At 74.0% G+C, this 23,347-nt stretch carries 20 protein-coding genes and 1 tRNA gene; 11 read left to right on the forward strand and 10 right to left on the reverse strand.

What is annotated here, in order from left to right:
• Positions 1-158 precede the first annotated feature (158 nt).
• The 5 genes from ACWDR0_RS16545 to ACWDR0_RS16565 form a co-directional block, all read right to left on the reverse strand.
• On the reverse strand, positions 159-1,166 hold the full coding sequence (locus ACWDR0_RS16545) for an AfsR/SARP family transcriptional regulator (protein ID WP_456352387.1): 1,008 nt from the start codon (positions 1,164-1,166) through the stop codon (positions 159-161).
• Positions 1,167-1,591: 425 nt separating this feature from the next.
• Positions 1,592-2,617 (reverse strand): selenide, water dikinase SelD, encoded by a 1,026-nt coding sequence (gene selD / locus ACWDR0_RS16550; protein WP_456352437.1) that lies wholly within the window; start codon positions 2,615-2,617, stop codon positions 1,592-1,594.
• 11 nt (positions 2,618-2,628) lie between these two features.
• Positions 2,629-4,500 carry a SelB domain-containing protein gene (locus ACWDR0_RS16555; protein ID WP_456352388.1) on the reverse strand — a complete coding sequence of 624 codons (1,872 nt, stop codon included), beginning with the start codon at positions 4,498-4,500 and terminating at the stop codon, positions 2,629-2,631.
• On the reverse strand, positions 4,497-6,077 hold the full coding sequence (gene selA / locus ACWDR0_RS16560; protein WP_456352389.1) for an L-seryl-tRNA(Sec) selenium transferase: 1,581 nt from the start codon (positions 6,075-6,077) through the stop codon (positions 4,497-4,499). Before selA ends, ACWDR0_RS16555 begins: the two co-directional genes overlap by 4 nt.
• Positions 6,078-6,127: 50 nt before the next feature.
• Positions 6,128-6,225, reverse strand: a tRNA-Sec gene (locus tag ACWDR0_RS16565).
• 461 nt (positions 6,226-6,686) lie between these two features.
• Here ACWDR0_RS16565 and ACWDR0_RS16570 point away from each other — a divergent pair.
• The 5 genes from ACWDR0_RS16570 (at position 6,687) to ACWDR0_RS16590 (ending at position 9,555) form a co-directional block, all read left to right on the forward strand.
• Positions 6,687-7,388: a hypothetical protein gene (locus ACWDR0_RS16570; protein WP_456352390.1), complete on the forward strand. Its 702-nt coding sequence runs from the start codon at positions 6,687-6,689 to the stop codon at positions 7,386-7,388.
• 3 nt (positions 7,389-7,391) lie between these two features.
• Positions 7,392-7,934, forward strand: coding sequence for a hypothetical protein (locus ACWDR0_RS16575; RefSeq protein WP_456352391.1), 543 nt, complete (start codon positions 7,392-7,394; stop codon positions 7,932-7,934).
• A complete protein-coding gene (locus ACWDR0_RS16580) occupies positions 7,931-8,446 on the forward strand; it encodes a hypothetical protein (protein ID WP_456352392.1) in 516 nt (171 codons plus the stop codon). Before ACWDR0_RS16575 ends, ACWDR0_RS16580 begins: the two co-directional genes overlap by 4 nt.
• A gap of 314 nt (positions 8,447-8,760) precedes the next feature.
• A complete protein-coding gene (locus ACWDR0_RS16585) occupies positions 8,761-8,967 on the forward strand; it encodes a hypothetical protein (protein WP_456352393.1) in 207 nt (68 codons plus the stop codon).
• Positions 8,968-9,021: 54 nt separating this feature from the next.
• The gene (locus ACWDR0_RS16590) at positions 9,022-9,555 is read left to right on the forward strand and encodes a hypothetical protein (RefSeq protein WP_456352394.1); all 534 of its coding nucleotides are present in this window, start codon (positions 9,022-9,024) and stop codon (positions 9,553-9,555) included.
• Positions 9,556-9,672: 117 nt separating this feature from the next.
• On the opposite strand, the gene ACWDR0_RS16595 is transcribed toward ACWDR0_RS16590, so the two are convergent.
• Positions 9,673-10,164 (reverse strand): hypothetical protein, encoded by a 492-nt coding sequence (locus ACWDR0_RS16595; RefSeq protein ID WP_456352395.1) that lies wholly within the window; start codon positions 10,162-10,164, stop codon positions 9,673-9,675.
• Between the two features lie 110 nt (positions 10,165-10,274).
• Between ACWDR0_RS16595 and ACWDR0_RS16600 the strand changes: the two genes are divergently transcribed.
• Both ACWDR0_RS16600 and ACWDR0_RS16605 read left to right on the forward strand, forming a co-directional pair.
• Positions 10,275-11,120, forward strand: a complete 846-nt coding sequence (locus tag ACWDR0_RS16600; RefSeq protein ID WP_456352396.1) for an MmyB family transcriptional regulator — start codon at positions 10,275-10,277, stop codon at positions 11,118-11,120.
• A gap of 369 nt (positions 11,121-11,489) precedes the next feature.
• Complete coding sequence (locus tag ACWDR0_RS16605) at positions 11,490-12,887, forward strand: UDP-N-acetylmuramoyl-tripeptide--D-alanyl-D-alanine ligase (protein WP_456352397.1); 1,398 nt, start codon at positions 11,490-11,492, stop codon at positions 12,885-12,887.
• Between the two features lie 55 nt (positions 12,888-12,942).
• On the opposite strand, the gene ACWDR0_RS16610 is transcribed toward ACWDR0_RS16605, so the two are convergent.
• On the reverse strand, positions 12,943-13,503 hold the full coding sequence (locus ACWDR0_RS16610; protein ID WP_456352398.1) for a hypothetical protein: 561 nt from the start codon (positions 13,501-13,503) through the stop codon (positions 12,943-12,945).
• A gap of 130 nt (positions 13,504-13,633) precedes the next feature.
• On the opposite strand from ACWDR0_RS16610, the gene ACWDR0_RS16615 reads away from it, so the two are divergent.
• Positions 13,634-14,932, forward strand: a complete 1,299-nt coding sequence (locus tag ACWDR0_RS16615; RefSeq protein ID WP_456352399.1) for an SGNH/GDSL hydrolase family protein — start codon at positions 13,634-13,636, stop codon at positions 14,930-14,932.
• Between the two features lie 43 nt (positions 14,933-14,975).
• Here ACWDR0_RS16615 and ACWDR0_RS16620 read toward each other — a convergent pair whose 3' ends face one another.
• From ACWDR0_RS16620 to ACWDR0_RS16630, 3 genes are all read right to left on the reverse strand, one after another.
• Positions 14,976-15,545: a hypothetical protein gene (locus ACWDR0_RS16620; RefSeq protein WP_456352400.1), complete on the reverse strand. Its 570-nt coding sequence runs from the start codon at positions 15,543-15,545 to the stop codon at positions 14,976-14,978.
• Positions 15,546-15,672: 127 nt separating this feature from the next.
• The gene (locus ACWDR0_RS16625; protein ID WP_456352401.1) at positions 15,673-17,394 is read right to left on the reverse strand and encodes an MFS transporter; all 1,722 of its coding nucleotides are present in this window, start codon (positions 17,392-17,394) and stop codon (positions 15,673-15,675) included.
• A gap of 525 nt (positions 17,395-17,919) precedes the next feature.
• Positions 17,920-20,508, reverse strand: coding sequence for a D-alanyl-D-alanine carboxypeptidase family protein (locus tag ACWDR0_RS16630; RefSeq protein ID WP_456352402.1), 2,589 nt, complete (start codon positions 20,506-20,508; stop codon positions 17,920-17,922).
• A gap of 292 nt (positions 20,509-20,800) precedes the next feature.
• Here ACWDR0_RS16630 and ACWDR0_RS16635 point away from each other — a divergent pair, with 292 nt between their 5' ends.
• The 3 genes from ACWDR0_RS16635 to ACWDR0_RS16645 all read left to right on the forward strand — a co-directional run bounded on the left by ACWDR0_RS16635 (position 20,801) and on the right by ACWDR0_RS16645 (position 23,148).
• Positions 20,801-21,532: a GOLPH3/VPS74 family protein gene (locus tag ACWDR0_RS16635; RefSeq protein ID WP_456352403.1), complete on the forward strand. Its 732-nt coding sequence runs from the start codon at positions 20,801-20,803 to the stop codon at positions 21,530-21,532.
• A gap of 268 nt (positions 21,533-21,800) precedes the next feature.
• The gene (locus ACWDR0_RS16640) at positions 21,801-22,664 is read left to right on the forward strand and encodes a helix-turn-helix domain-containing protein (RefSeq protein WP_456352404.1); all 864 of its coding nucleotides are present in this window, start codon (positions 21,801-21,803) and stop codon (positions 22,662-22,664) included.
• A 274-nt stretch (positions 22,665-22,938) separates the two neighbouring features.
• Positions 22,939-23,148 (forward strand): DUF397 domain-containing protein, encoded by a 210-nt coding sequence (locus tag ACWDR0_RS16645; protein ID WP_456352405.1) that lies wholly within the window; start codon positions 22,939-22,941, stop codon positions 23,146-23,148.
• The last annotated feature ends 199 nt before the right edge of the window (positions 23,149-23,347 follow it).

Consider the following 23,347-nt stretch of genomic DNA (forward strand, 5'->3'; position numbering starts at 1 on the left):
AGAGGGAGGGATGGAGAGCGGGGGTACGAGGACGGGGTACGGACACGGGGGCCCGGGTGCGCGGAGGTACGGGGACGCTGGGGTACGGGGGCCGCCGGTCGGCGGTCGACGGCTCCCTCGGGGCACCGGCCCCCTCCGGATCGGGAGGGCGGCCGCGGTCAGCGGCCGATCACCCGGCCCCTGGCCTGCTTGAGAATCTCGCCGGGCGCGATGCCCAGGGACCGGTTGAGCCGGTTGCGCATGTGCTCGTACACATCGAGCGCCGCGACCCGCATGCCCGCGGCCGTCAGCGCGTCCATCAGCAGTGCGTGGGACGACTCGTTGAAGTGGTCCTCCTCGCAGGCGCGCCGCGCGGCCACGATGGCCTCGCGCGGCCTGCGGGCCTCCAGCGCCGCCCGGGCCAGGTCCTGAAGGTGGCCCGTGTGCTCCAGCATCAGCGACTGCTGTGCCTGGTGGTCCACGCACTCGGAGGGGATGCCCTCCAGCAGCCGGCCGCGCCAGAGCGAATGGGCGTGCTGGAGGTGGCGCAGCCGGCGCTGTGGGTCGGAGAGTTGCCGGGCCCGTTCGGTGGCATGGCGGAAACGGGCCAGGTCGGTCGGCATCTCACCACCGGTCAGGGCGTATCCGGAGGGCTGGGTGACCACTCCGAGCCCCCCGTCGGTGGCATTGAGCAGCCACGAGCGCAGCCGGTGGGCGCCGGTGTGCAGACACTGCCGGGCCTGGGCAGCCGTACGGTCGGGCCAGAGGCGGGTGGCGAAGGTGTCGGCGTTCACGGGGTGCGGATGGGCCAGCGCCAGGCTGCCCAGCAGGGCCCGTACGACGGATCCGGAGGGTGCGGTCGGCCCCTCGGGGCCGAGGAGCACGACCGGCCCGAGGATGCCGACGCTGTGGACCGGCCCGCCCTCCCCCGGGTCGTCGTCGTCCGGATCATGGCCGGGATCAGCCGGTCCGGGGACGGTGGGCAGGGCGTAGGCGGTGTGGCGTTCGTGCCCGCCGTGGGTGGGGGCGGGCCGGTGGCCGGTGCCCGCCCGGCCGTGGGAAGCGGACCCGGCGGGCGGGACGGGTACGGCGGGTACGGCGGGCGGTTCGGGGACGGGGGACGGGTAGGGGGCCGTCGGCCCGTGCGGGACCGGCGGCTGATGGGAGACCGAAGGGTCGTGGGACACGGGCGGTGCGGAGGGAACGGGGGGAATGGAAGGGCCGTGGGGAACGGAGGGGCCGTGGGGGGCCGGGGGGCCGTAGGGCCCTTTCGGGCCGTACGCGGGCTTGAGTTCGTACGCGGGCCGTGCGTCGGTCAAGGGCCGTGCGTCGGTCAGGGGCCGGGGGTCGTACGCGGGCCTGGATTCGTACGCGGGCCTGGATTCGTTCGGGGGCTTCGGGTCGTACGGGCCGCTGCTCGCGGGCCGCGGGCCGCCCTCCGCACCCGCTCCTCGCCCGCCGTTCACGGCCCGGCCCCCCGGCCGGGCCGTGAACGCGTCGGTGGTGGCCGGCCAACCGCGGCTCTCGGCGAGGAGCCCCGGGTCGATGTCACCGGCTCTCTGCATGGTGGAACCCCGATTCGTCGTTGGTCGGTGTCGGATGGTCCTGAGGTTCAGCGGAGCAGCACGGTGCTGCCCCCGAAGGGAAGGACCTCTCCGATGACCGGATGACCTGGCAGCTCTCCGGCCAGAAGCAGACCGCCCGAAGTCTGGGCGTCGGCCAGCAGCAGGGCCGTGGTCTCGTCGGCGGCGGCGAGGTCGGCGTGGGGTGCCACCCAGTCCAGATTGCGGCGGCTGCCGCCGCTGATACTGCCCCGCGCGGCCGCGGTACGGGCGGCCGCGAGCACCGGCACCCGGGCCGTGTCGATGGCGAGGGTGACACCGGAGGCCCGGGCCACCCGGTGGGCGTGGCCGAGGAGTCCGAAGCCGGTGACATCGGTTCCGGCCCGGATCCCGGCGGCGACGGCGGCGGCCGACGCGTCCCGGTTGAGGGTGGTCATCACCTCGACGGCCTCGGGGAACACCTCGCCGGTCACCTTGTGGAGGGTGTTGAGGACCCCGACGCCCAGCGGTTTGGTCAGGGTCAGGGGTGTGCCGGGGCGGGCCCGGTCGACGGTGATCAGCCGGTCGGGGTCGCCGGTGCCGGTGACCGCCATGCCGTAGAGGGGTTCGGCGGCGTCGACGCTGTGGCCGCCCGCGACGGCGCAGCCCGCGGCCCTGGCGGCGTCCAGCCCGCCGCGCAGCACCTCGCGGGCGAGTTCCATGGGCAGGGTCTCGCGCGGCCAGGCGAGCAGATTGACCGCCATGACGGGTGTGCCGCCCATCGCGTACACGTCGGAGAGGGCGTTGGTGGCGGCGATCCGGCCCCAGGTGTAGGGGTCGTCGGCGACCGGGGTGAAGAAGTCGGCGGTGGAGATGACCGCCAGGGGGCCGTCGACCCGGACGGCGGCCGCGTCGTCGCCGTGCTCCGGTCCGACGAGCAGGCCGGGGGTACCGGGTCCGGTGCCGGGGCTGCCGCCGGGGGACGCGGTGCCGGGGCCGGCACCGGGGGCCGTATCGGTCAGACCGCTGAGTAAGGTCTCCAGTTCGCCGGGCGGGATCTTGCAGGCACAGCCGCCTCCTCGCCCGTACTGGGTCATCCGCAAGCCGTTCACGTGCTGTTCTCCCTTGTGCGGGATCGGGTGGGGTGCAGGGTGCGCCGGTCGTCGGGACCGCGCCGGGTGATTCCGGTGCGGTCGAGGTGCTCGATAAGAGGGAGGGCAATCCGCCGGGGTACGTTCCACCGGATCCGCGCCTCCGAGACGGTGAACGGATGTTCGGAAAAGGGGGTGAGGGCTTCGGCGGCGTGCTCCGGTGCCCCCGCCGCCATATGGACCGTGTCCGAGAGCCGGACGAGCCGTCCGGTCCGGACGGCCAGTGCCAGATCGCGTCGGCCGACGCCCAGCGCGGCGAGTTCGGCGGGTGTCGGGGCGAGCAACTCGCCCCGGCCGAGCGCGGCTTCCAGCCTCGCCACCAGGGCGCGGGCGGCGGCCGGAAGGGGGTCGGCGCGGTCGGCGCGGACGATCCGGCCCGCGCGCAGGGCCCGGTCCGGTGGCAGCAGCGCAGCCAGCAGGGCCCGGTCGGGCAGTCCGAGCCGTCTGCTCAGCACGGCCGCCTCGGCGGGTTCGCCGTCGGCGGTGGCCGCGGTCACGGCCGCGGCGATCCTGCGGCGCTCGGCGGACGAGACCAGCCAGTCGCCCGTGACGGGGGCGGCGGCGGAGCAGTCGACCCCGATCCGGCGCAGGGTCTCGGCGCGGACCAGGCCGCGGGCTTCGGTCTCGTGCCCGGCGTCGGGCGTGCCGGGGTGCGCGGCGAGGGCGTCGGCCCGCCGTCCGCCCGCGCGGCGCGGTCCGACGTACGGCGGCAGGGGGTCGAGGACGACCGCGCTGCCGACCACCCGGCGGTGTTCGGTGAGCACCAGCCGGTCGCCGATACAGAGCGGCAGCGGGCGGGCGAGGGTGAACCGGGCGGTGCCCCGGCCGAAGCGGCGGACCTCGGCGGGGACGGCGGCGGAGCCGATGTGCACGGTCAGCCCCGGCGGGATACGGCGCAGTACGGCTCCGGCCAGCCGGACGTCGGCGGTCCCGGTGAAGGAGTACGCACCGGGGGCGCAGAGCGCCGTACCGCGCAGTCCCGCGCGCGGGGCCTCGCCGCGGAGGCCGACCGCGACCCGGGCGGGGCCGGTGGCGCGGGCGGTGGGGCTGCCCAGCTCCTGGAGGCTGCGGACGGTGAGCGGCGGCTGCCCGGGCGGGCCGTGCAGCACGTCCCCCTCGGCGAGGGAGCCTTCGCGCAGGGTGCCGGTGACAACGAGCCCGTGCCCGGTCCGGGTGAAGGCCCGGTCGGCCCAGAGCCGTACGGGAGCGCCGGTACGGGCCGGGGGCAGCCGGTCGCGTAACGCGGCCAGCGCGGCACGGAGTCCGGCCAGGCCCTGTCCGGTGCGGGCGCTGACGGCGACGGCGGGCAGCCCGGCGAGCCCGGTGCCGGCGAGGGCGGTACGGGCCCGGTCGAGCGCCGGGCCGGGGTCGGCGAGGTCGCTGCGGGTGACGACCAGCAGTCCGTCGCGTACGCCGAGGGCGTCGAGGGCGGTGGCGTGCTCCTGGGACTGGGGCATCCAGCCGCCGTCGGCCGCGACGGCGAACAGCACGGCGGGGACGGGTCCGGCGCCCGCGAGCATGGTGGCGAGAAAGCGCTCATGGCCGGGTACGTCGACGAACGCGACCCGGTCGTCGGGGGCCGCGGGGACTGCGGGGGCTGCGGGGGCTGCGGGGACTTCGAAGGCTGCGGGGCGGGCGTCCGGCCCCGAAGGCCCGGAGGCACCGGCGCCCGACGCGCCCCGGGGAAGGCTCGTCCAGACGAAGCCGAGGTCGATACTGAGGCCCCGCCGCCGCTCCTCCTCCGTACGGTCGGGCTCCATACCGGTCAGCGCGCGCAGCAGCGTCGACTTCCCGTGGTCGACATGGCCCGCGGTCGCCACGACCATCATCGGGCGGCTCCCGGACCGCGCTCCCCGCCGGACCACCGCTCCCAGGCCCCCAGCACCGCCCGGGCCACCACCTCGTCGTCCTCGTCCGGGACCGGGCGCAGGTCGAGCAGGAGACGGGACCGGTGGACCCGGGCCAGCACGGGGACGGGAACGGCGGTACGGAGCAGGGGTGCCAGGTCCGCGGGGAGCGAGACGGCCGCCGAGGGGAAGACGACGCCGGGGGCGCCGCCGCCGCCCACCACCGACTCGGAGGGCTCGGCGGTCGCGTCGACACCCGCCGCGCGCAGCCGCCGGGTCAGCGACTCCGCTCGGGCCGTGAGTTCGGACAGCGGCCGGGTCAGGGCGTGCTCCAGTGGGGAGACCGGTCCGCGCAGAGTGGCCTCCAGGGCGGCCAGGGTGAGCTTCCCGGTACGCAGGGCACGCGACAGGGGGTGGCGGCGGAGCCGTTCCACCAGCGGCGCGTCGCCGAGGAGCAGTCCGGCCTGGGGTCCGCCGAGGAGTTTGTCGCCGCTCGCGGTGACCAGGGCGGCGCCCTGGAGAAGGGCGGTGGCGGCGTCGGGCTCGGCGGGCAGCAGGGGGTGCGGGGCGAGCAGTCCGGAGCCGATGTCGACGACCAGGGGGCTTCCCAGCACGGCGAGTTCGGCGACGGACGGGGTGCTGACGTATCCGGTCATCGCGAAGTTGGAGGGGTGGACCTGGAGCAGGAACGCGGTGTTGTCGCCGATGGCGCGGGCGTAGTCGTCGGCCGTCGTTCTATTGGTCGTACCAACTTCCCGCAGGCGCGCTCCCGTACTCTCCAGCAGCTCCGGCAGCCGGAACCCGTCCCCGATCTCCACGAGTTCGCCCCGGCTGACCACGATCTCCCGGCCGCCCCCGGCGAGTGCGGTGGCCACCAGTACCAGGGCGGCGGCGTTGTTGTTGACCACATGGACGCCGCCCGCCGCCGGTACCGCGGCGCGGAGCGCGTCGAGCGCGCCCCGGCCGCGCGGTCCGCGGCGGTTCGCCACGAGGTCCAGCTCCAGATCGGAGGTTCCGGCGAGATGGGCGACCGCTTCGACGGCGGCCCGGGAGAGGGGTGCCCGGCCCAGGTTCGTGTGCACCAGCACACCCGTGGCATTGACCACCCGGCGGTGCCGGGTGGGGGCGGGCGGCAGCGCGGCGACCACTTCGGCGATGGCGTCGGCGACCGTACGGAGGGGCTCCGGACGCCCGGCGGACAGTGCGGGCCCGGCGGGCGTACCGGCGGCGGGCACGGGACCCGCGGGTTCACCGGCGGCGGGCGCGGATCCGGCGGGCGGGAGACCGGCGGGCGCGGATCCGGCGGGCGGGAGACCGGCAGGCGGAGGGCCCGCGGGCGTACCGCCGTCCGCGGAGGCGGCGTCCGGCACACCGGCCGGGGCACCGGCGGCGGGCGGAACGGCGGCGCCCACCCGCCCGGCCCGTAAGGAACGCTGCACCTCACGGGCGGCTTCCCGGGCCTCCGCCGGGCCGATCGCCTCGGCTGCGGCGCGCAGTTGCGGATCGTCCAGGATCTCCCGCACCGACGGTATCCGCCCGGGGGCGCCGCTCTTCCTCATCTCACTCCTGACGCTGTCCCGGGCAGAGGCGCCGGCGTGCCGCTGACGAATGGAGCGGAGGTGGACGGGAGTCGAACCCGCTGACGCGTAAGGGACAACGTCCACCGGTTTTGAAGACCGGGACCGGCACCGGCCGGCGGACACCTCCGGACAAGATCTTCCAAGCCGGGCTCTGCTCTGTCAACGAACGCAAACGCTAAAACCCGCACGTCAGGGGGGTGTAAGCGGGTTGTCAGCGAGCAGTGAGCGGGCCGTACGGCGGTGGTGAGCGGGCCGCGAACGGCCGACCAGCGGCAGTGAAGCACCGGAGCGGCCGCGGCGCAGCGGGCTCACAGCACCCGCGCAGCGCCTCCGAAGCACCGTCACAGACCGTCCTCAGCAGCCGCACAGCCGGAGGGCAGCCGGGGTGCAGCAAGCACACAGCGGGTGCGCAGCAGACCGTGAGAGAACGGACAGAAGCGGGACAGAAGGGCCTTCTACGGTTCCTTCCGGGCGCACTTCCCACGGCCCCCGGGGACCCCCGTGGCCCCGGGCGCGGTGTGCCCGGAACAGGCCGAACGTCCCACGGGCCGGCAGCTCCCGGCCCCTCTTCCGAACACTGGAGGTCTCATGCAGGCCACGTTGCAGACCGCGAAGGCCCTGGCGCCCAACGGGCGCTGGGTGTCCTTCGCCTGCCGCGCCCGCTCCGTGCAGGAGGACTGGTTCTGGCACTTCCGCCTCACCGGTCCGTCCCTCGGCGTCGGTATCAGTATCACCGACCGCGGCTACCCGGCCGGGCTGATAGAGGTGCACAAGTCGCGGGTGGTGCAGGAAGTCACGTACAACAACCGACCGCTCCAGCTGCTGGCCAACGCCGACAGCAGCGGCTGGCAGGGCATCTGGTCCGGCCCCCACCACTGCCTGATCATGGAGTTCTCGGGCGCGAAGGTCGACGCGGGCGCGGTCACCCAGGTCCTGGACCGGCTGTCCCTCACCGACACCCGGGCCGGGCTCGTCGTCAAGCCGCGCACCCGCGACCTGCGGACCTGGAGCATGTACGGGGTCAAGTTCACCTCCGGCGGCTCGGTCACCATCTACCCCGCCGACGAGGCCACCCAGCTGGTGCCGGAGAGCAGCGGCAAGGCCGTGGAGAACGGCCAGGTCTGGGTGAAGACCATGGGCATCGCGGGGGTGACCCGTGGCCGCAAGTACCTGCACTCCGGGGCCAGGGCGGTCTGTCTGATCGACGACGACGCCTCGGCCGGGATCGGGATCTCCCCGGCCGACCAGGAGGAGTTGCTCCAGTCGCTCGACGTGCGCTGGGGAGCGTGACGGGTGCAGCCTCTGCTGTGGGCCCTGCTGGTCCTCGCCTGGACGGCCATCGTCTTTCTGACCTTCGGTTTCGCCGGGCTCGTCACCAAGGTGCGGGCCCTGGAGGCCAATGCCGGTTCCGGGGCGGCCGCGACGAGTGATCCGGGCCGCCAGTGGCCCGACCTGGCCGCGCCCGACACCGGGCACCGCACCCTGGCCCTGGTGGTCTCCTCCACCTGCCCCACCTGTGAGGAGGTCGCCCCGGCCTGGGCCGGGCTGCGGAGCGCGCTGAGCCGGGCCGGGCACCGCACGGTGCTGGTCGACATCGACGGCTCGGGCACCTGGAACGACACCGGCGCGGGCGAGATCCTGCCCGGCCCCGGACTCTCCTCGCCGCTGCTGCTGGCCTACCAGCCCGCCCTGCTGGTCCTCGACGCCGACGGAACGATGCTCTCGGCGGAGCCCGTCGGCTCCGTGGAGTCCCTCACGGCGCTCACCGAGGAGTACACCGGCGGCACCACCCCGCCGTCCACCACCTCTTCCCTCACGACGGGAGTCGCATCATGAGCAGTGCCTTCCTCCAGTCCATCCCCGAAGTGACCGTGACGCCCACCTCGGGCGACATCCGCTCCACCTCCGCCACGCCCGAGGCGCCGCGGCCCGCCGCGAAGACCAACGGCTTCCAGCGGCGGACCTTCATGCGGACGGCGATCGCGGGCGCCGCGACGCTGGCCGTCACCGGGCTCGGCTGGGTCGGCGGCAGCTCCGCGTACGCCTTCAGCCGCACCTCGCGGCACCCCGCGCACTGCATGAACGTCGATGTGCCGGGTGACACGCCCTGTTGGGGCCGCCAGTACATCAGCTCGGTGTACTGCGCCTCGGACGGCTACCACCGCACCGACACCGAGACCCACCAGTGGTACACCCGCAAGTACGGCTGGGAGGCCGCCTGCGGCGGATACGCCGGCTGGTACTGGCGGATGGCCAACGGCTCGACCGTGCACTGCTGGGACGGCTACTTCGAGGACATCAAGCCCGGTCACTCGGCCCGCTTCACCACGAGCTGCAAGAGCGGCTGACCCGCGGGCCGGCCGGGACCGGTCCCGGCCGGCTCCCACCGGCTCCCGGTGGCCGCCGTCGGCTCGTCCGCGCGACGGCCGCCACCGGGCCCCAGAGGTCCGGCCCCGGGCCGCCGTCCGGCTCCGGGTCCGGCCCCACCCCGGCCGTCCCGACCCACCACGTCCGTCCGGCCCCACTCCGGCCGTCCGGCCCGGGACCGCGGCTCCACCCCGGCCGCCCGGACCCCGGCTCCACGCCGTCCGTCCGGCCCGGCCCGGCGGCCGGGAGGCCACTCACCCCTCCGTAAGGACACCCGAGGACGCCTATGGCGCTCATGAACCGTTCCGCCGTCTCCCTCCCCCGGCGCCCCCGCACACCCGGGGCCTCGGCGCTCGTCGCCGGGGCGATCGGGCTGCTCCTGACGGCCGCCGCCGTCGCCGGGGCGGCCTGGGGCCCGGCCGCGCTGAGCGGGGTACCGGCCGCGATCGCCGCCTGTGCGGTGGCCGTACTGGCCGGGTACTCGCTCTCGGGCTCCGTTTGAAGCCACAACTCAGCGGGTCTGCTGACCTCGCCGGTCTGGCGGGGAACGAGGAATGTGCAGTACTTCGTCCGGGGGCTCTTCTTCGGAGGTTTCGCCACCGGACTGCTTCTGCTGCTCCCGGCGGCGCTGGTGCAGTCACTGGCGTCCGATACGGTGCGCACCGCCGCGCTGGCGGTGTCGGTGGCGGTGTTCGTGGCCATCGAGACCGGCCTGCTGCCGTTCCGGATGCCGCAGAACGCCCGGCTGGTGCCCAGCGACATCGTGGTCCGTACGGACGGCAGCGGCGCGCTCCAGTTCGGCTTCGAGATGGGGACCGGTCTGCGGACCTTCGTCCCGTCCCATCTGCCGTACGCGGCGATCGCGGTGCTCCTGTTCGCGGGCCCCTGGTGGGCGACTCCGCTCGGCGGGCTGGCGTTCGCGCTGGGCCGGGCGCTGATGGTCGGCTCGTCGGTCCGCTCGGGGGACGCGTCCGTCTGGGACGCGGCCTTCGTGAAGCTGCGGCTGCCCATCCTGTGGCTGCTGTGGGTGGTCGCGGGATGCGCGGGCACGGTCGCGGTGCTGATCCGGCACGGCGGCCTGCCGTGGTAGCCGCGGGCGTCTGACGGGGGCGGATCCTCGGGCCCGCCCCGCCACCGCCCCACGCCGCCCGGCACCGTCACCGCACGGAGAACGCCCGGCCCCGGAGACCCCCGGGGCCGGGCGTTTTCAGTTCCCCGCAGTACCGCCGCCGTAGGCCCGGCGGTGTCCCGCGTACTGCACCGCGGCGAACGCGCCCACGATCACCGCGCCCGCCGCGACGAACACCGTCCCCGCCCCCGTGAGCGGCCCCGCGGTCAGCGGTACCAGCAGCACCATGAACAGGGTCGACACGGTGTTCGCCACGACCACCGTCCGGGAGAGCGCCAAAGTGATCCGCCGCCGGGCCGCGATCAGCCCGAGGACGGCGGCCCCGGCGAGGAACACCAGCCCGAAGACCACCGACCAGACGAGCGGCAGCCCGAGCGGATCCTCCAGCGGACGGCCGGCGGCGAGCAGCAGGACCCCGAAGGCGCCGGTGCTCCAGGCGTCGGCGCGGACCGCCGTCCGCAGCAGGCCGGTGCTCTCCGGGGCGTCCGGGCCGACGGCGGCGGTGCCGGTTGTCGTCGTGCTCGTCGCAGTCGTCGCAGTCGTCGCAGTCGTCGCAGTCGCAGGGGTCATGAGGCCTCCTCGGCTCGTCCTGGGCCCCCGACCCTGACAGCGTCGGGACGGCGCCTCAATGACCCCCGGGTCATGGCCGCCATGACCGGGCACGGTCTAGCCTGCGGACCATGACGCCCCCGGCCGAAGCAGCGGACCGACCGCGGGCGGCCGGTGCCCTGCTGCGGGAGTGGCGGCGCCGCCGCCGGCTCAGCCAGCTCGAACTCGCCCTGCGCGCGGGCTCCTCGGCCCGGCATCTGTCGTGTGTGGAGACCGGGCGCGCCGAGCCCGGCCGGGACCTGCTGCTGCGGCTCTGCGACGCCCTGGACGTGCCGCTGCGGGAGCGGAACGCCCTGCTGGTCACCGCCGGATACGCGCCCGCCTATCCGGAACGGAGCCTCGACGACGCCGATATGGCGGCCGTACGCGCGGCGCTGGAGCGGATGCTGACGGCGCATGAGCCGTATCCCGCGGTCGTGGTCGACCGGCTGTGGAACGTGGTCACGGCCAACCGTTCCCTGGCGGTGCTGACGGACGGCGTCCCGCCCGGGCTTCTGCACCCCGCGTCGAACGTCTTCCGGCTGACCCTGCACCCGGCGGGCCTGGCGCCCCGGCTGGCCAATCTGCGGGAGGTACGGGAGCTTTCGCTGAACGCCCTGCTGCGGCAGTCGGCGGCCACCGGCGACCCCGCGCTGGCGGCGCTGTACGACGAGGTCGCGGGCTATCCGCTGCCCGACGGGACACCCCCGGGGCCGCCGGACCGCCCGCCCGGCCGCGGCTCGGGCCTGCTGGGCCCGGTGGAGGTGCCGCTGCGGATCCGGACACCCCACGGCGAACTGGCCCTCTTCTCGACGATGACGACGATCGGGGCGCCCGCGGACGTCACCCTCTCCGAGCTGGGCGTCGAACTCTTCTACCCGCTGGACGACCGTACGGAGAAGGCCCTGCGTTCCCTGGCTCCGCCGCCGACCTCCTGAACCCGGGAGCCCCCGGCCGCCCGGTCACCCTGCCGCCCGGGGCCGTCCGGGGTCCGTGTTGACCGGGGGCGTACGGCCCCGGCACCCGCCCCCGCCCGGCGCGTCCCCGGCCTCCCCCCGCCCGGTGCACCCGCGCCCCGGGGCGTACGGCCCGGGTCCCCGGCTCCCGGGCAGGCGCGTAGCAGACTGGCGGTACGGGATCCGCCTGCGCCCGGCGGCGCGGGAGGTACCCGTACCCCCCGCACCCGGTGGCGCGGGAGTTGTTCCACCTTCCGCGTCCGGGCGGCGCGGGAGGCCCCGTCCCGGCGCCCGGGACGGCTCCGCGGCCCAGGTCGGCGGACCCGGGCCGCCGTATGCGCAAGGAGAACAGTGATCCCCCTGACCCTGGCCGAGATCGCGGAGGCGACCGGCGGCACGCTCCACCACATCGAGGACCCGGCGGCCCGGGTGACCGGCCCGCTGTCGTTCGACACCCGGGACATCGCGCCCGGCGGGCTGTTCGCCTGTCTGCGCGGCCGGTCCGCCGACGGGCACGACTACGCGGCAGCGGCGGTCGCCGGGGCGGGCCACCTCCCCGGCGCGGTCGCGGTGCTGGCCGACCGCCCGGTCGACGCGCCCGCCGTCCTCGTCGCCGATGTGCCCGGTGCGATGGCCCGGATCGCCGGGCTGGTCGCCGCCCGGTTCACCGGTACGGTGATCGGCATCACCGGCTCGGCCGGGAAGACCTCCACCAAGGACGTCCTGGAGACGGTGCTGGCCGCCCACGGCCCGACGGTCGCCAACGCGCGCAGCTTCAACAACGAGATCGGCTTCCCGGTGACGGTCTCCCGGGCCGCCCCGGACACCCGCTTCCTCGTGCTGGAGATGGGCGCGCGCGGCCGGGGCCATATCGCCGACCTGTGCGGCATCGTCCGCCCGCGGGTGGCGGCCGTCCTCGGCGTCGGCTCGGCGCATCTGGGCGAGTTCGGCAGCCGGGCGGCCATCGCGGACGCCAAGGCGGAGATCGTACGGGCGCTGCCCGCGGACGGTGTCGCCGTCCTCAACGGGGACGATCCGCTGGTGGCGGCGATGGCCGGGGAGACGGCGGCCCGGGTGCTGACGTTCGGCGTCTCGGCGGGGTGCGCGGTACGGGCGGAGGACGTCCGGACCGAGGCGGGCCGGCCCGCGTTCACCCTCGCGTACGGCGCCGAGCGTGCGCCGGTCGTGCTGCACGGCATCCACGGCCGCCACCACATCACCAACGCCCTGGCGGCGGCCGGGGCGGCGCTCGCGGCGGACGTGCCCTTCGCGGTGGTCGCGGCGGGGCTGCCGCGGGCCCGGATCGCGTCCGGCGGGCGGATGCAGGTTCTGGAGCGCGGTGACGAGGTGACCGTCGTCAACGACGCGTTCAACGCCTCCCCGGAGGCGGTGCTCGCCGCCCTCGACGCGCTCGCGGACATCGCGGGCCCGGCCCGCCGCCGGGTCGCCGTCCTCGGGGAGATGGCCGAACTCGGGCCGGACGCGGCCGACTGGCACGATGCCGTCGCCCGCAAGGTCGTCGCGACCGGTGTCCACCGCACGATCGGGGTCGGCGGCGAACTGGCGGCCCGGATGGTGACCGCGATCCGGGCGGCGGGCCTGGACGCGGACCATGCCGAGGGGGCGCGCGGACCGGCCCTGACGGACCGGGTCCACGGGGAGCTGCGCCCGGGTGACGTGGTCCTGGTGAAGGGCGCGAACTCGCTGGGCCTGGAGAGCGTCGCCAACGCCCTGGCGGCGCGGGCGTAGCGGGGGCGCGGGGCGGGCCCGGCCCGGCTGTCCGGGCCCGCCCGCCAACGGCCCGTCAGCAGACGGACGCCGTGCCGTCGAGCGAGGAGTACGCGTCCACCTCGACGTGCTTCTTCGCGGGCAGGAAGCTCACATAGACCACCACCTGCCCGTTCTCCAGCCGCTTGTCGAAGCAGAGGTCGGAGGGGTCTACCGGGTCCAGTTCCTCGTACTCATCCTGGTCCCCGCTCACGACCGGGCCCCGCCGCCAGCCGTCCGCTTCGGCGGCGGCCCGGAACCGGTCGGCGACGGTCTGCTTGTCGCCGGTGAACCGGTAGGTCCGGTGGGCCGAGACGAATTCGTCCCCACTGTCGTCCAGACAGCCCGCGCCGCCGCCGGGAGCCTCCTGCCCCTTGGCCGGTACGGTGCCGGCCGGGGGCACGGTGAAGAACGGCAGGGCGTCGATCTCCCGCTCCAGCGGCCCCGTGGCCGCGCAGTCGTCCCAGGTGTTGAGCAGCCCGGAGTCCAGATACTGCAGGATCTGGCGCTTCGACATGGCCATCAGGCCCAGCGCCAGTGTGAGTACCAGCAGCCCCGCCATGATCCGCTGCCGCTGCCGTTGTTCCTGTCCCAGCATGCGCCCCCGCCTCACCCGGTTATAAAAAGCCGAACATACACAGTGGGGAACAGTCGTACGATCCGGAGGTTCCGCGGTAACTCCCCCACATACCAGGCTTGTTGAGCCCGGAAGAAAGCGGTACGGCACCATGATCCTGTCGCTCCGGCATATCTCCGTCCCCTCCGTCGCGGTGGTCACCACCACGGCCCTCGCCCTGACCTCCGCTCCGGCGTCCGCCGCCGCACCGGCCCCCCACGGCAGCGGCGGCGGCTGGTCCGCTTCCTGGGGGGTGTCGCACCAGTACCCGGGCGTCCCCGCGGGCTGGCTGCCCAACTGGTCCGCGGACGGCTTCGCCGACGAGACCGTCCGGCAGACCGTCCGGGTCTCCGCGGGCGGCGACCGGATCCGGCTGCGGGTGTCCAACCGCTACGGCACCAGGCCGCTGGTGGTCACCGCCGCCACCGTCGCCCGGTCCGGGGAGGGGGCAGCGGTCCGGCCCGGCACCGTACGGACCCTGAGATTCGGCGGCGAGCGGGAGCTCACCGTCCCGACGGGGCAGGACGCGGTCTCGGACGCGCTCGCCCTGCCCGTACGGCCGCTGGAGAAGCTCACGGTCACCCTGCACTTCGCGCCCGGCGGCACCGGCCCGGTCTCCTACCACTCCGATGGGCTGACGAAGACCTACCGGGCGGCGGGCGACCGGACGCGGGACACCTCCGGCCTCGCCTTCGCGGGCGAGACCAGCTACGCCTACTACGCGATCTCCGGGGTGGAGGTCACGGGCCCGCGGCCGGCGGGCACGGTCGTCGTGTTCGGGGATTCGATCACCGACGGATACGGATCCACCCCGGGCGCCGACAACCGCTATCCGGACCAGCTGGCGGAGCGGCTGACGGCGGCCCGGTCACGGCTGGCGGTGGTCAACGCCGGGATCAGCGGCAACACCCTGCTGACCGGCTCGCCCTGCTTCGGCGCGAAGGGCACCGAACGCTTCCGCCACGACGTACTGGACCGGCCGGGCGTCCGTGCCGCCGTCGTACTGATCGGCATCAACGACATCGGCGCGAGCGGCTCGCCCGACTACGGCTGCGGCCTCGCCCCCCTGGTCACCGCCCGGGACCTCATCAACGGCCACAAGGCCCTGATCCGGCAGGCGAAGGCCCGCGGGGTGAAGATCGTCGGTGCCACCCTGACCCCTTTCAAGGGTGCCGACTACGGCTACTACACCGAGGCCAAGGACGCGATCCGCAAGGAGGTCAACCAGTGGATCCGCACCAGCGGCGCGTATGACGCGATAGCCGACCTGGACCTGGCCCTGCGCGACCCCGCCGACCCGGACCGCCTGCTCCCCGCGTACGACTCCGGCGACCGGCTGCACCCGGGCGACGCGGGCATGGACGCGATGGCCCGGACGGTCCTCCCTCAGCTGACCGGCGACGACCACTGACGGCGCCCGGCCCCGCCCCGGGCCTGCCCGGGGCGGGGGTGGTTCAGTCGTCGTCCTCGTCGTAGTCGTCGTCCCGGTCGCGGTCGCGGTCCCGGTCGCGGTCCCCGCCCCAGGTGCCGTCGCCCCAGGTGGGCTTGGTGCCGGGGCGGGTGGTGGGGCGGTCGGACGGGCGGGGCCCGGTGCGGGGGGCCGACGGGGAGGCCTTCTTGGTGGGGCGGGCGGCCGGGGCCGCGGAGCGGGGGGCGGGGGCGCGGTGCCCGGTCGCGGCCGTGGGGCGGGCGGCGGGAGGGGCGGCCGTACGGTCCGGTGCGGCGGCCGGGGTCGCCGTGCGCGGGGCGGCCGACGGGGACGGGGAGGCGGCCGGGGCGTCCGGCACGGTGGCTTCGGCGAGGTCGAGATCCGGCGAGCCCACCGTACGGTCGTCGGCGCGGGCGCCGGTTCCGTCGTCCTGCTGGCCGAGGATCGCCGTACTCGCCACGCCCGCGCTGAGGGTGAGCGCCACCCCCGTACCCAGCAGTGTCCGCCCTACCCGCGACAGCGGGGAGAGCGGGCTCTCATCGGTCAGCCATATGCCGTCGCCCGCACGATGACGGCCCTTCGTCCTGCGCACCATGGCGGAAACTATGCAGTACCGGAGCACCCTTGGGCAGGGGTCTTCGGAGATCACGAATGTTGCTCCGTGCACCGATCCCGCTGAGCGGTGACGGACGACCGGTGGCCGGTGACCGTCGCCGGGTGCGCTACTTCAGTTCGTCGGGGCAGGGCGTACCGCGGGGTACGTCGTAGGGTCCCGCGAGCCGGTAGGTGCCGGCGTGCGGGGCCAGCAGCTCCGTCCACTCGTCGCCCTCGGTGTCCTCCTCGGCCTTGATGAGACAGCCGTTGACATTGGTGAAGGTCTTCGGCTCGCCGTCCTCGCGCTGCTTGGACTCCGGCGTCTCCTCCGGGCCCTTCATCCGCTTGCCCTTGTCGTCGACGATGCTCAGCCACGGGGAGTACGGGATCCGGATCAGCACCCGGCCCGGCTGCTCGACCGTGATCAGCCACTGGGCCGCGCCCGCGTGTTCGACCTTCGCCGGGGCGTCGGCCAGCGGCACCGGGTCCTTGACGGCGAATATCTGCCAGTTGGCGTCGCCCCAGACCCGGTTCAGATACGGCAGCCCGCCCTCGACCAGCTCCGCCTCCTGCTTGGCGCCCACATCCGGAGTGCCTTCGGGCAGCACCACGTAGCGCACGGCCCAGCGGTCCAGCCAGGCCCGGTAGTCGGCGGCCGTCAGCGTCTTCTCGCTGTCGTAGAAGATCGGGTTCCGCTCCATGTCGGCCTGGCGGTTCCAGCCGCGGGCCAGATTGACGTACGGCGCGAGCGCGGACGCCTCGCGGTGGCTGCGGGCGGGGACCACCTCGACCCGGCCCCGTTCGGCGTCGAGGTCCTTCAGCTTGTCGACCAGCGGGGCCAGCTCGAAGGTCCAGGAGGCGGTGGGCGCGGTGCGCACGACATCGTCGACGGCCTTGAAGCCGATCCAGAAGTTCAGTCCGGCGAACGCCACGACCAGCGCGTACCAGCGGCGCGAGCGCGGTACCGCGTACGGCAGGGCGGCCAGCAGCACGACCCCCGCGAAGAGCATCGCGAGCCGGGTGATGTTCGAGCCGATCTGCGAGTCGATCACCCAGGTGAGTACGGTGCCGAGGGCGTAGACCGCGGACGCGGTGCGTACCGTCCGCCACTCCTTGGGGACCAGCAGGAACACCAGCACCGCGAAGACGAACGGCAGCGATACGGTGCCCAGGGACATCGGCTGGGTGCCCGAGAAGGGGAACAGCCAGGACGAGACGGCGACCACGGCGACCGGCGCCAGGCCCAGGGCATACGCTCCCGGCCGCCGTTTGTTCAGGAACAGCGCCGCCGCGACGACGCCCAGGAAGAGTCCGGCGACCGGACTGGAGGCGGTGGCGAGACCGGCCAGCGGGGCCGCGACGGCGGCCTTCGCCCAGCGCTTGGTCCGCCAGCGGCGCGGCCAGCAGAAGACCGCGGCGACCGCCCCTATGGCGAACATCATCCCGAGGCCGAAGGTGACCCGGCCGGAGAGCGCGTTGCACAGGAAGGCGAAGACCCCGGCGAGCGCGCACGGCAGCGGATTGCGGACCGCCCGGACCCGGACCAGCACCAGCGCGGTGAGCGCCGCGGAGACCGTACCGGCGACCATCATCGTGGGCCGGACGCCGATCAGGGACATCAGATAGGGGGACACCACGCTGTACGAGACCGGGTGCATCCCGCCGTACCAGGCGAGGTTGTACGCGGAGTCGGGGTGGCGGCCGACGAACTCGGCCCACGCGTCCTGGGCGGCGAGATCGCCGCCGGTGTTCGCGAAGAAGAAGAACCAGACCAGATGGCCGATCGCGGCGACGGCGGTGGTGACGACGACCGGGCGGCGGGTCAGCCGGTCCCAGACGTCGGCGAGCACACCGGGGCGCCGGGGAGACGGTGCGGAGAAGCCGGAGGGGCCCGGGGACCCCGGAGAGCCCGGAGAGCGGGGAGACCCGGCGGGCCGGGAGGTGAGGGGCGAGCCGGAGGAGTCGGTCCCGTCCGCGGACGGCCGCCGTATTCGCGACCCCGTCCCGGGTCCGCCGCCGTCCGTCCTGACCGGCTCTGCGGTGCTCACTGCGGCTCTCCCCGTCTGTTGTATCGCGTCTGGTGGTGGCGGTCGTGGTCCGTGGGACCGCTGTGGTCGGCCTACCGACGGTACCCGAGAAGGGCGTCCCCCTTGCAGGACGCCGGACCGGAGGGGCCGGGTTGCCCGGTGCGGCCGGGTTGCCCGGTGCGCGGAGCGTTCGGAGCGGACTCGGGTACGGGCGGAGCGGCCGGGGCGGACGCGGACGGGCCGCGCGGCCCCGGGACGCTCGCACGGGGGCGCCCCGGAAATCCGGGACGCCCCCGTGGCCGCCGCCCCGCCGCCGGAGCGGTCCTCCGGCGGGGGCGGGGCCGGCCGTCAGCCGACGCGGGTCAGCTTGTCGGTCAGCCCGGGCTCGGTCAGGTTCTCCCGGAGGGCGACCGGCACGGTCTCCCGGTCCGGGCCCGAGCCGATGGACAGCTCTCCGATCACATCGCCCGCGTTTCCGGACCGCGGCAGCTCGCCCTTCTTCATGGTGAGGTTCAGCCGCAGTTCGAGACCGCCCCAGCCGACCGCCTTCAGATCACGGGTCGCCATCACGGGCACCCGGCCGCCGAGACCGTTGTCGAGGTAGCCGACGGCCTCGCCCTTCTTGACGACCGTCGCGCCCTGGAGACCCTTCCGGGCCGCGTTGATCATGGAGAGGCTGTAGTCGATCGCCTTCTGCGTCTTCTGGTACGGCGAGTCCCCGTCCCGGACGTTCATCGCGATGCCGTTGACCCGGTAGAGCGTGCCGTCGATGGGCTTCACGAACGACCAGAGCAGATTGCCGCCGGCCGGGGTGGAGGAGCCGGTCTTGATGCCGTCGACACCGTCGTGCAGCAGCGCCCGGTCATTGCCGTTGCGAATGGTCCCGGCACCCGGGACATCCATCATCGTGGTGTTGGTGATCTCCCGCATGACCTCGTCGTTCATCACCGCTTCGGCCAGCTTGAGCTGGTCCTCCGGGGTGGACACCGTGGTCTTCTTGAAGCCGCTGGGGTCGGTGTAGACGGTGTTGTTCATGCCCAGGCTCTTGGCTGCCTCGTTCATCTTCGCAACGAAGGCCGCCTCGGAACCGGCGTGCCAGCGGGCGAGCAGCCGGGCCGCGTTGTTCCCGGAGGGGATCATCGTCAGCTGGAGCATCTGCTTCATCGTGTAGACCTGCCCCTCGGACAGCTCCGCCACGGATTCGGTGTTCCGCCGCCCGGTCTCCTCGGCGGCCTGCTTGTCGACGGTGATCTTCCGGCCCTGCTGGCCCTTCTTCAGGGGCCGGTCGCGGAGGATGACGTACGCGGTCATCGCCTTGGCGACACTCGCCGTCGGGGCGACCTCCTGCGGGCCGTAGGTGCCGATCGTGCCGACGCCCTCGACGGCGACGGCGCCCTGTCCGTCGGCCGGGAACGGCAGGGTGAGCTTTGCGCCCTTGAAGGTGAAGGTGGGCTGGGTGGACAGCTCCAGGTCCGGCGGCGGGAGCGGCCGCAGTATCTGGGCCACCGCGCCGATGATCAGAAGCACCAGCAGCAGCGGTGTCCAGATCTTGAACCGCCGGGCCACCTTCCGCATCGGGGTCGGCGGGGTGTTCGTCAGCTCGGCGAGCAGATCCATCGGGGGCAGCGGCGGCATCGGCTGCTGCCGGGTCCGCTCGGCCTCGGCGAGCGCGGCGGGCTCCGGCGCGGGCGGGGCGGCGGGCGCGGGGACCGCCGGAGCCGCGGGCGCGGGCTTCGGCTCGGTGCTCTTCAGCGGGACGAAGGTGCTGGCCCTGCGCCCGGCGTCGCCGGACGCGTCGTCGGCGGACTCCTCCGCCGTGTCCCGGGCGGTGTCTCCGGCGGACTCGGCGGGCTTCGCGACCGGCTTTGTCGCGGCGCCCCGGCCGGCGGCCACGTCGGAATCCTCACCGGCCCCCTCACCGGAGCCCTCGCCGGAGCCCTTCGCGACCGGGTCGCTCTCCGGGCGGGGCGCGGGGGGAAGCTTCAGGGCGGTGGTGGGGCTGTCGACGGCGGGCGCACCGGCGGCCGGCTTCCGCAGGGTGCCGAAGACGGCGGTCGGGGTGTCGACGACGGGCCCGTCCTCGTCGGCCTTGTCGGCCCCGGCGTCCTTCGTGTCCGCCGCGTCCTCGGTGTCCTCGGTGTCGGTACCGTCCTCGGCGTCCGCGCCACCGTCGTCGTCCGTGTCGGCGGCAGCGTCCCCGGCGGGCTTGGCCGGCTTGGCGAACGTCACGGTGGTGGTCACTGCGCCGCGGCCACCGCCGGCATCCGCGTCGGCTTCGTTGTCGGCTTCGTCGTCGTTCGAGTCGTCGTCCGAGTCGCCGCGCGCCTCGCCGTCCGTGTCGCCGTCGGCGGCCTCCGCGTCACCGCCCGCCGCGTCCCGGCCGCCCGTGGAGGCGCCCGGGGCGTCCTCGGCGGCTTCCGGGGCGTCCCCGGTCTCCTCCGCCGCCCCAGGGGCCTCCTGGGGCTTCTCCGGGCCGCTCAGCAACGGCGCGGGGACCACCGCGGTCACCTCAGCGGTCGGCGCGTCCGCTCCGGCGGCCAGCGCGCGCAGCCCGGCCTCCCGGATCTCCGCGTCGGTGTCGGCGTCAGTGCCGGTGTCCGCGTCGGTGTCGTTGTCCGCATCCGCGTCCGTGCCGGTGTCCGCATCCGCGTCGGCGCCGGACCCGGCGGCATCCGTGTCGGCATCGGCGTCGGTGCCGACCGGGCCCCGGTCCGTGTCCGCGTCCGCGTCCGTCTCCGGACCGGACTCCGGCGCCGACCCGGACTCCGTCTCCGCCTCCGGGTCGGGCGGCAGCGTGAAGACCGCCGTCGGCTGGTCGGCGCGGACCGCCGTCGCAAGCCGGGGGTCACGCTCGCCCGGAGCCGTCTCCCCCGACGACTTCCGCTGCTCCGACCTGTCGGGGGACTCGCCCGCCACCGTGCCTCCTCGATGAACCATGAACGTCGCTCTGTTCGTGCCGCTGGGGAACCGCAGCCGCCCGTAGGTCCGTCGGACGATCCGGTGGGGGGTCCCGCAGGAGATCCTTCAGAAATACAGGCGGTCGCATCGCTCCGCCCAGCCCGGGGCCCGTGTTGTCCGAACCATCTCTCAGTGTCCTGTGTGAGAACACGCTCCCTGCGCCTAGACGAGAACGACATACCTACTGGTTCCCGTACAAAGCACTCAGGCACTCTCGACAGACCAATGTGAGAGGGGTCACCCTGTCATTCATCCACGCGGGGAGGCATGGATGGGCAGGAGCCGCAGAACACTTCCGGAAGAGCTGCTGCTGCTCGCTCTGGACCCGACCACGGGTACCACAGCGCAGCCGCAGTCGCTCGACCTCGGCCTTGCCGGAGCACAGCTCGTGGAGCTGGCTCTGGCGGGACGGATAGCCCCGGACGGGGATCGTATCGCCGTGGTGATGCCACGGCCGACAGGAGATCCGACACTGGACTCCGCACTGGAGTTGCTGCGCCGCCGCGGCAGTCCGGTCCGGGCGGTCCACTGGATCGGCGGGCCCAGGCTGGGTCTGCGTCAGATCTACCTCGCGCATCTGGAGCGCTGCGGCATGGTCCATGCCGTCGCCGGCCAGATGTGCGGCGTACTGCCGACGACTCGCTACCAGGCGACGGACACGGCGATCAGCCGCGATATCAGGGCCCGGCTGGACAGTGCGATCCGTACCGGTGTGCCACCGGATCCGCGGACCGCCGCACTCGCCGCGCTGGCCCATGCGGTCGGTCTCGGCAAGCACTTGTATCCCGGCAACGAAGGCCGCTCGTCGCGGTCCCGGCTGCGGGATCTGATCAGACACGACCCGATGGGCGGTCTTGTGGCGCATGCCGTGATGGATGTGCAGAACGGCGCGGCCGCACAGCCGCGCCGCGCCCCGGGCACCGCGAGCGGCAACGGCAGGCAGAGCGCAAGTGTCGCGATGCCGCAGCGCCGCTCCGGGATGGCACGGGTCGCCGCACACTGACACGGGCCGCACCGCCCGTGCCCGCGTACCACCCGGCCCCGCGCCGCCCCCTGGGCTGCGCACGCCCGAACCGGTCCGGGAGCCGCACGCGGAATGCGCGGGGCCGCCATTGGCGGCCCCGCGCATTCCGCTGCCCGGAACCGTCCGCCCGGCCGCCCCCTTACCAGGCCGCCGCGCTTGTGGCCATTCCGCAGCGCGCCCGCGTCCGTTGGTGGCAATCTGCTGAGCAGTAAGTACGCTCAGCTTCTTCAGCCGGAGGTGCTGTTCCGTGGCAGCCAACGTCAACCCCACCGTCAGGCGGCGCCGTCTGGGCCAGGAGCTGCGCCGGCTCCGCGAACTCCAGGGCATGACGGCGGAGGAGGTGGCCGACCGTCTCCTGGTCTCCCAGTCGAAGATCAGCAGACTGGAGAACGGCCGCCGTTCCATCAGCCAGCGGGACGTCCGGGATCTGTGCGGCGTGTACGCCGTCGAGGACCTCCGGGTCGTCGAGTCGCTCATGCAGATGGCCAAGGACTCCCGCCAGCAGGGCTGGTGGCATGCGTTCGGGGACATCCCGTACAGCGTGTACATCGGTCTGGAGACCGACGCGGCCAATCTGCGGGTGTACGAACCGCAGGTGGTGCCCGGACTGCTGCAGATCCGGCCGTACGCCGAGGCCGTGGTCGCGGGCGCCGCGCCCGAGAACAGCCAGGCCGAGATCGACAAGCGGGTCAATGTCCGGATGCGCCGCCAGGGCCGGGTGAAGGACGACGCGCAGCCGCTGCGGCTGTGGGCGGTGATCGACGAGGCGGCGCTGCGCCGGGTCATCGGAAACCGGCATGTGATGCAGGAGCAGCTGGAGTATCTGGTCGAGATCGGCCAGCTGCCGCATGTGACCGTGCAGGTGCTGCCGTTCGACATGGGAGCGCATCCCGGGATCAACGGGCAGTACGCGATCCTGGAGTTCCCGGACGCGGCGGACTCCAGCGTCGTGTACATCGAGGGGGTCACCAGCGATCTGTATCTGGAGAAGAGCGCGGACGTCCTCAAGTACACGGTCATGTACGAGCATCTGCGGGCGCAGGCGCTCAACGTGGAGCAGTCGCGGGCCTTTATCGAAGGCATCGCGAAGGAGTACGCGCGCCGGCCGTGAGGCCGGTCCGGCGGGGTGCCAACAGCCCTTGCGGACAGGGCGGGCGGAAAGATACACCCCGCCGATAGCCGACGGAAGGGTCGGATGGAATATGCCATCCGACCGAGTGAATGACTGCCCCGCCCCCGGGGTCCGGCGAGTAGCGTCGAAGACGTCAACGGTTCACCAATAAAGCACCAACACAACGTCAACGGAGGGCACGGGAGCACTCGCTTCCACCGCACGTTGTGGTGCTGGTCCCCTTACTGCCGGAACTGCCGAAGCGGAGCCAATCATGGCCATCATTCAGGGCACCCTCGACACCTGGACCAAGTCCTCCTACTCCGGGGGCAACGGTGCCTGCGTCGAGGTGAAGTCCCCCGCCGTCGCCGAGGTCGCCGTCCGGGACTCGAAGGTCCCCGCGGGCCCACGCATCACCTTCCTGCCCGGTGCGTGGAACGCGTTCGTCACCGAGGCCGGCCGGAGCGCCTTCCGGGCGGGCTGACCCCGCCCCGGACGGACATCCCCCGGCGGCCTGCCGGCCGCACGCCGCACGAAGAGCCCTCTCGACTGGTCCGCCGTCCCGGCCGAGGGGGCTCGGCCCTTTCCGGGCCCGTATCCGAGCACCGTTCCCGGGCACTGTTCCCGAGCGCCGTTCCCGGGCTCCTTCCCGGGTGCCGGTCATCCGAGCCGGTTCCGAGGCG

The sequence above is a fragment of the Streptomyces sp. NPDC003691 genome (assembly GCF_053981115.1).

What these genes read in the sequence shown, in the direction of transcription:
- ACWDR0_RS16570 (WP_456352390.1), top strand. Translation starts at nt 6,687, where the DNA reads ATGCAGGCCACGTTGCAGACCGCGAAGGCCCTGGCGCCCAACGGGCGC.
- ACWDR0_RS16555 (WP_456352388.1), bottom strand. Translation starts at nt 4,500, where the DNA reads ATGATGGTCGTGGCGACCGCGGGCCATGTCGACCACGGGAAGTCGACG.
- ACWDR0_RS16615 (WP_456352399.1), top strand. Translation starts at nt 13,634, where the DNA reads ATGATCCTGTCGCTCCGGCATATCTCCGTCCCCTCCGTCGCGGTGGTC.
- ACWDR0_RS16585 (WP_456352393.1), top strand. Translation starts at nt 8,761, where the DNA reads ATGAACCGTTCCGCCGTCTCCCTCCCCCGGCGCCCCCGCACACCCGGG.
- ACWDR0_RS16595 (WP_456352395.1), bottom strand. Translation starts at nt 10,164, where the DNA reads ATGACCCCTGCGACTGCGACGACTGCGACGACTGCGACGACTGCGACG.
- ACWDR0_RS16610 (WP_456352398.1), bottom strand. Translation starts at nt 13,503, where the DNA reads ATGCTGGGACAGGAACAACGGCAGCGGCAGCGGATCATGGCGGGGCTG.
- selD (WP_456352437.1), bottom strand. Translation starts at nt 2,617, where the DNA reads ATGACCCAGTACGGGCGAGGAGGCGGCTGTGCCTGCAAGATCCCGCCC.
- ACWDR0_RS16630 (WP_456352402.1), bottom strand. Translation starts at nt 20,508, where the DNA reads ATGGTTCATCGAGGAGGCACGGTGGCGGGCGAGTCCCCCGACAGGTCG.
- ACWDR0_RS16600 (WP_456352396.1), top strand. Translation starts at nt 10,275, where the DNA reads ATGACGCCCCCGGCCGAAGCAGCGGACCGACCGCGGGCGGCCGGTGCC.
- ACWDR0_RS16645 (WP_456352405.1), top strand. Translation starts at nt 22,939, where the DNA reads ATGGCCATCATTCAGGGCACCCTCGACACCTGGACCAAGTCCTCCTAC.
- ACWDR0_RS16635 (WP_456352403.1), top strand. Translation starts at nt 20,801, where the DNA reads ATGGGCAGGAGCCGCAGAACACTTCCGGAAGAGCTGCTGCTGCTCGCT.
- selA (WP_456352389.1), bottom strand. Translation starts at nt 6,077, where the DNA reads ATGAGGAAGAGCGGCGCCCCCGGGCGGATACCGTCGGTGCGGGAGATC.
- ACWDR0_RS16580 (WP_456352392.1), top strand. Translation starts at nt 7,931, where the DNA reads ATGAGCAGTGCCTTCCTCCAGTCCATCCCCGAAGTGACCGTGACGCCC.
- ACWDR0_RS16620 (WP_456352400.1), bottom strand. Translation starts at nt 15,545, where the DNA reads ATGGTGCGCAGGACGAAGGGCCGTCATCGTGCGGGCGACGGCATATGG.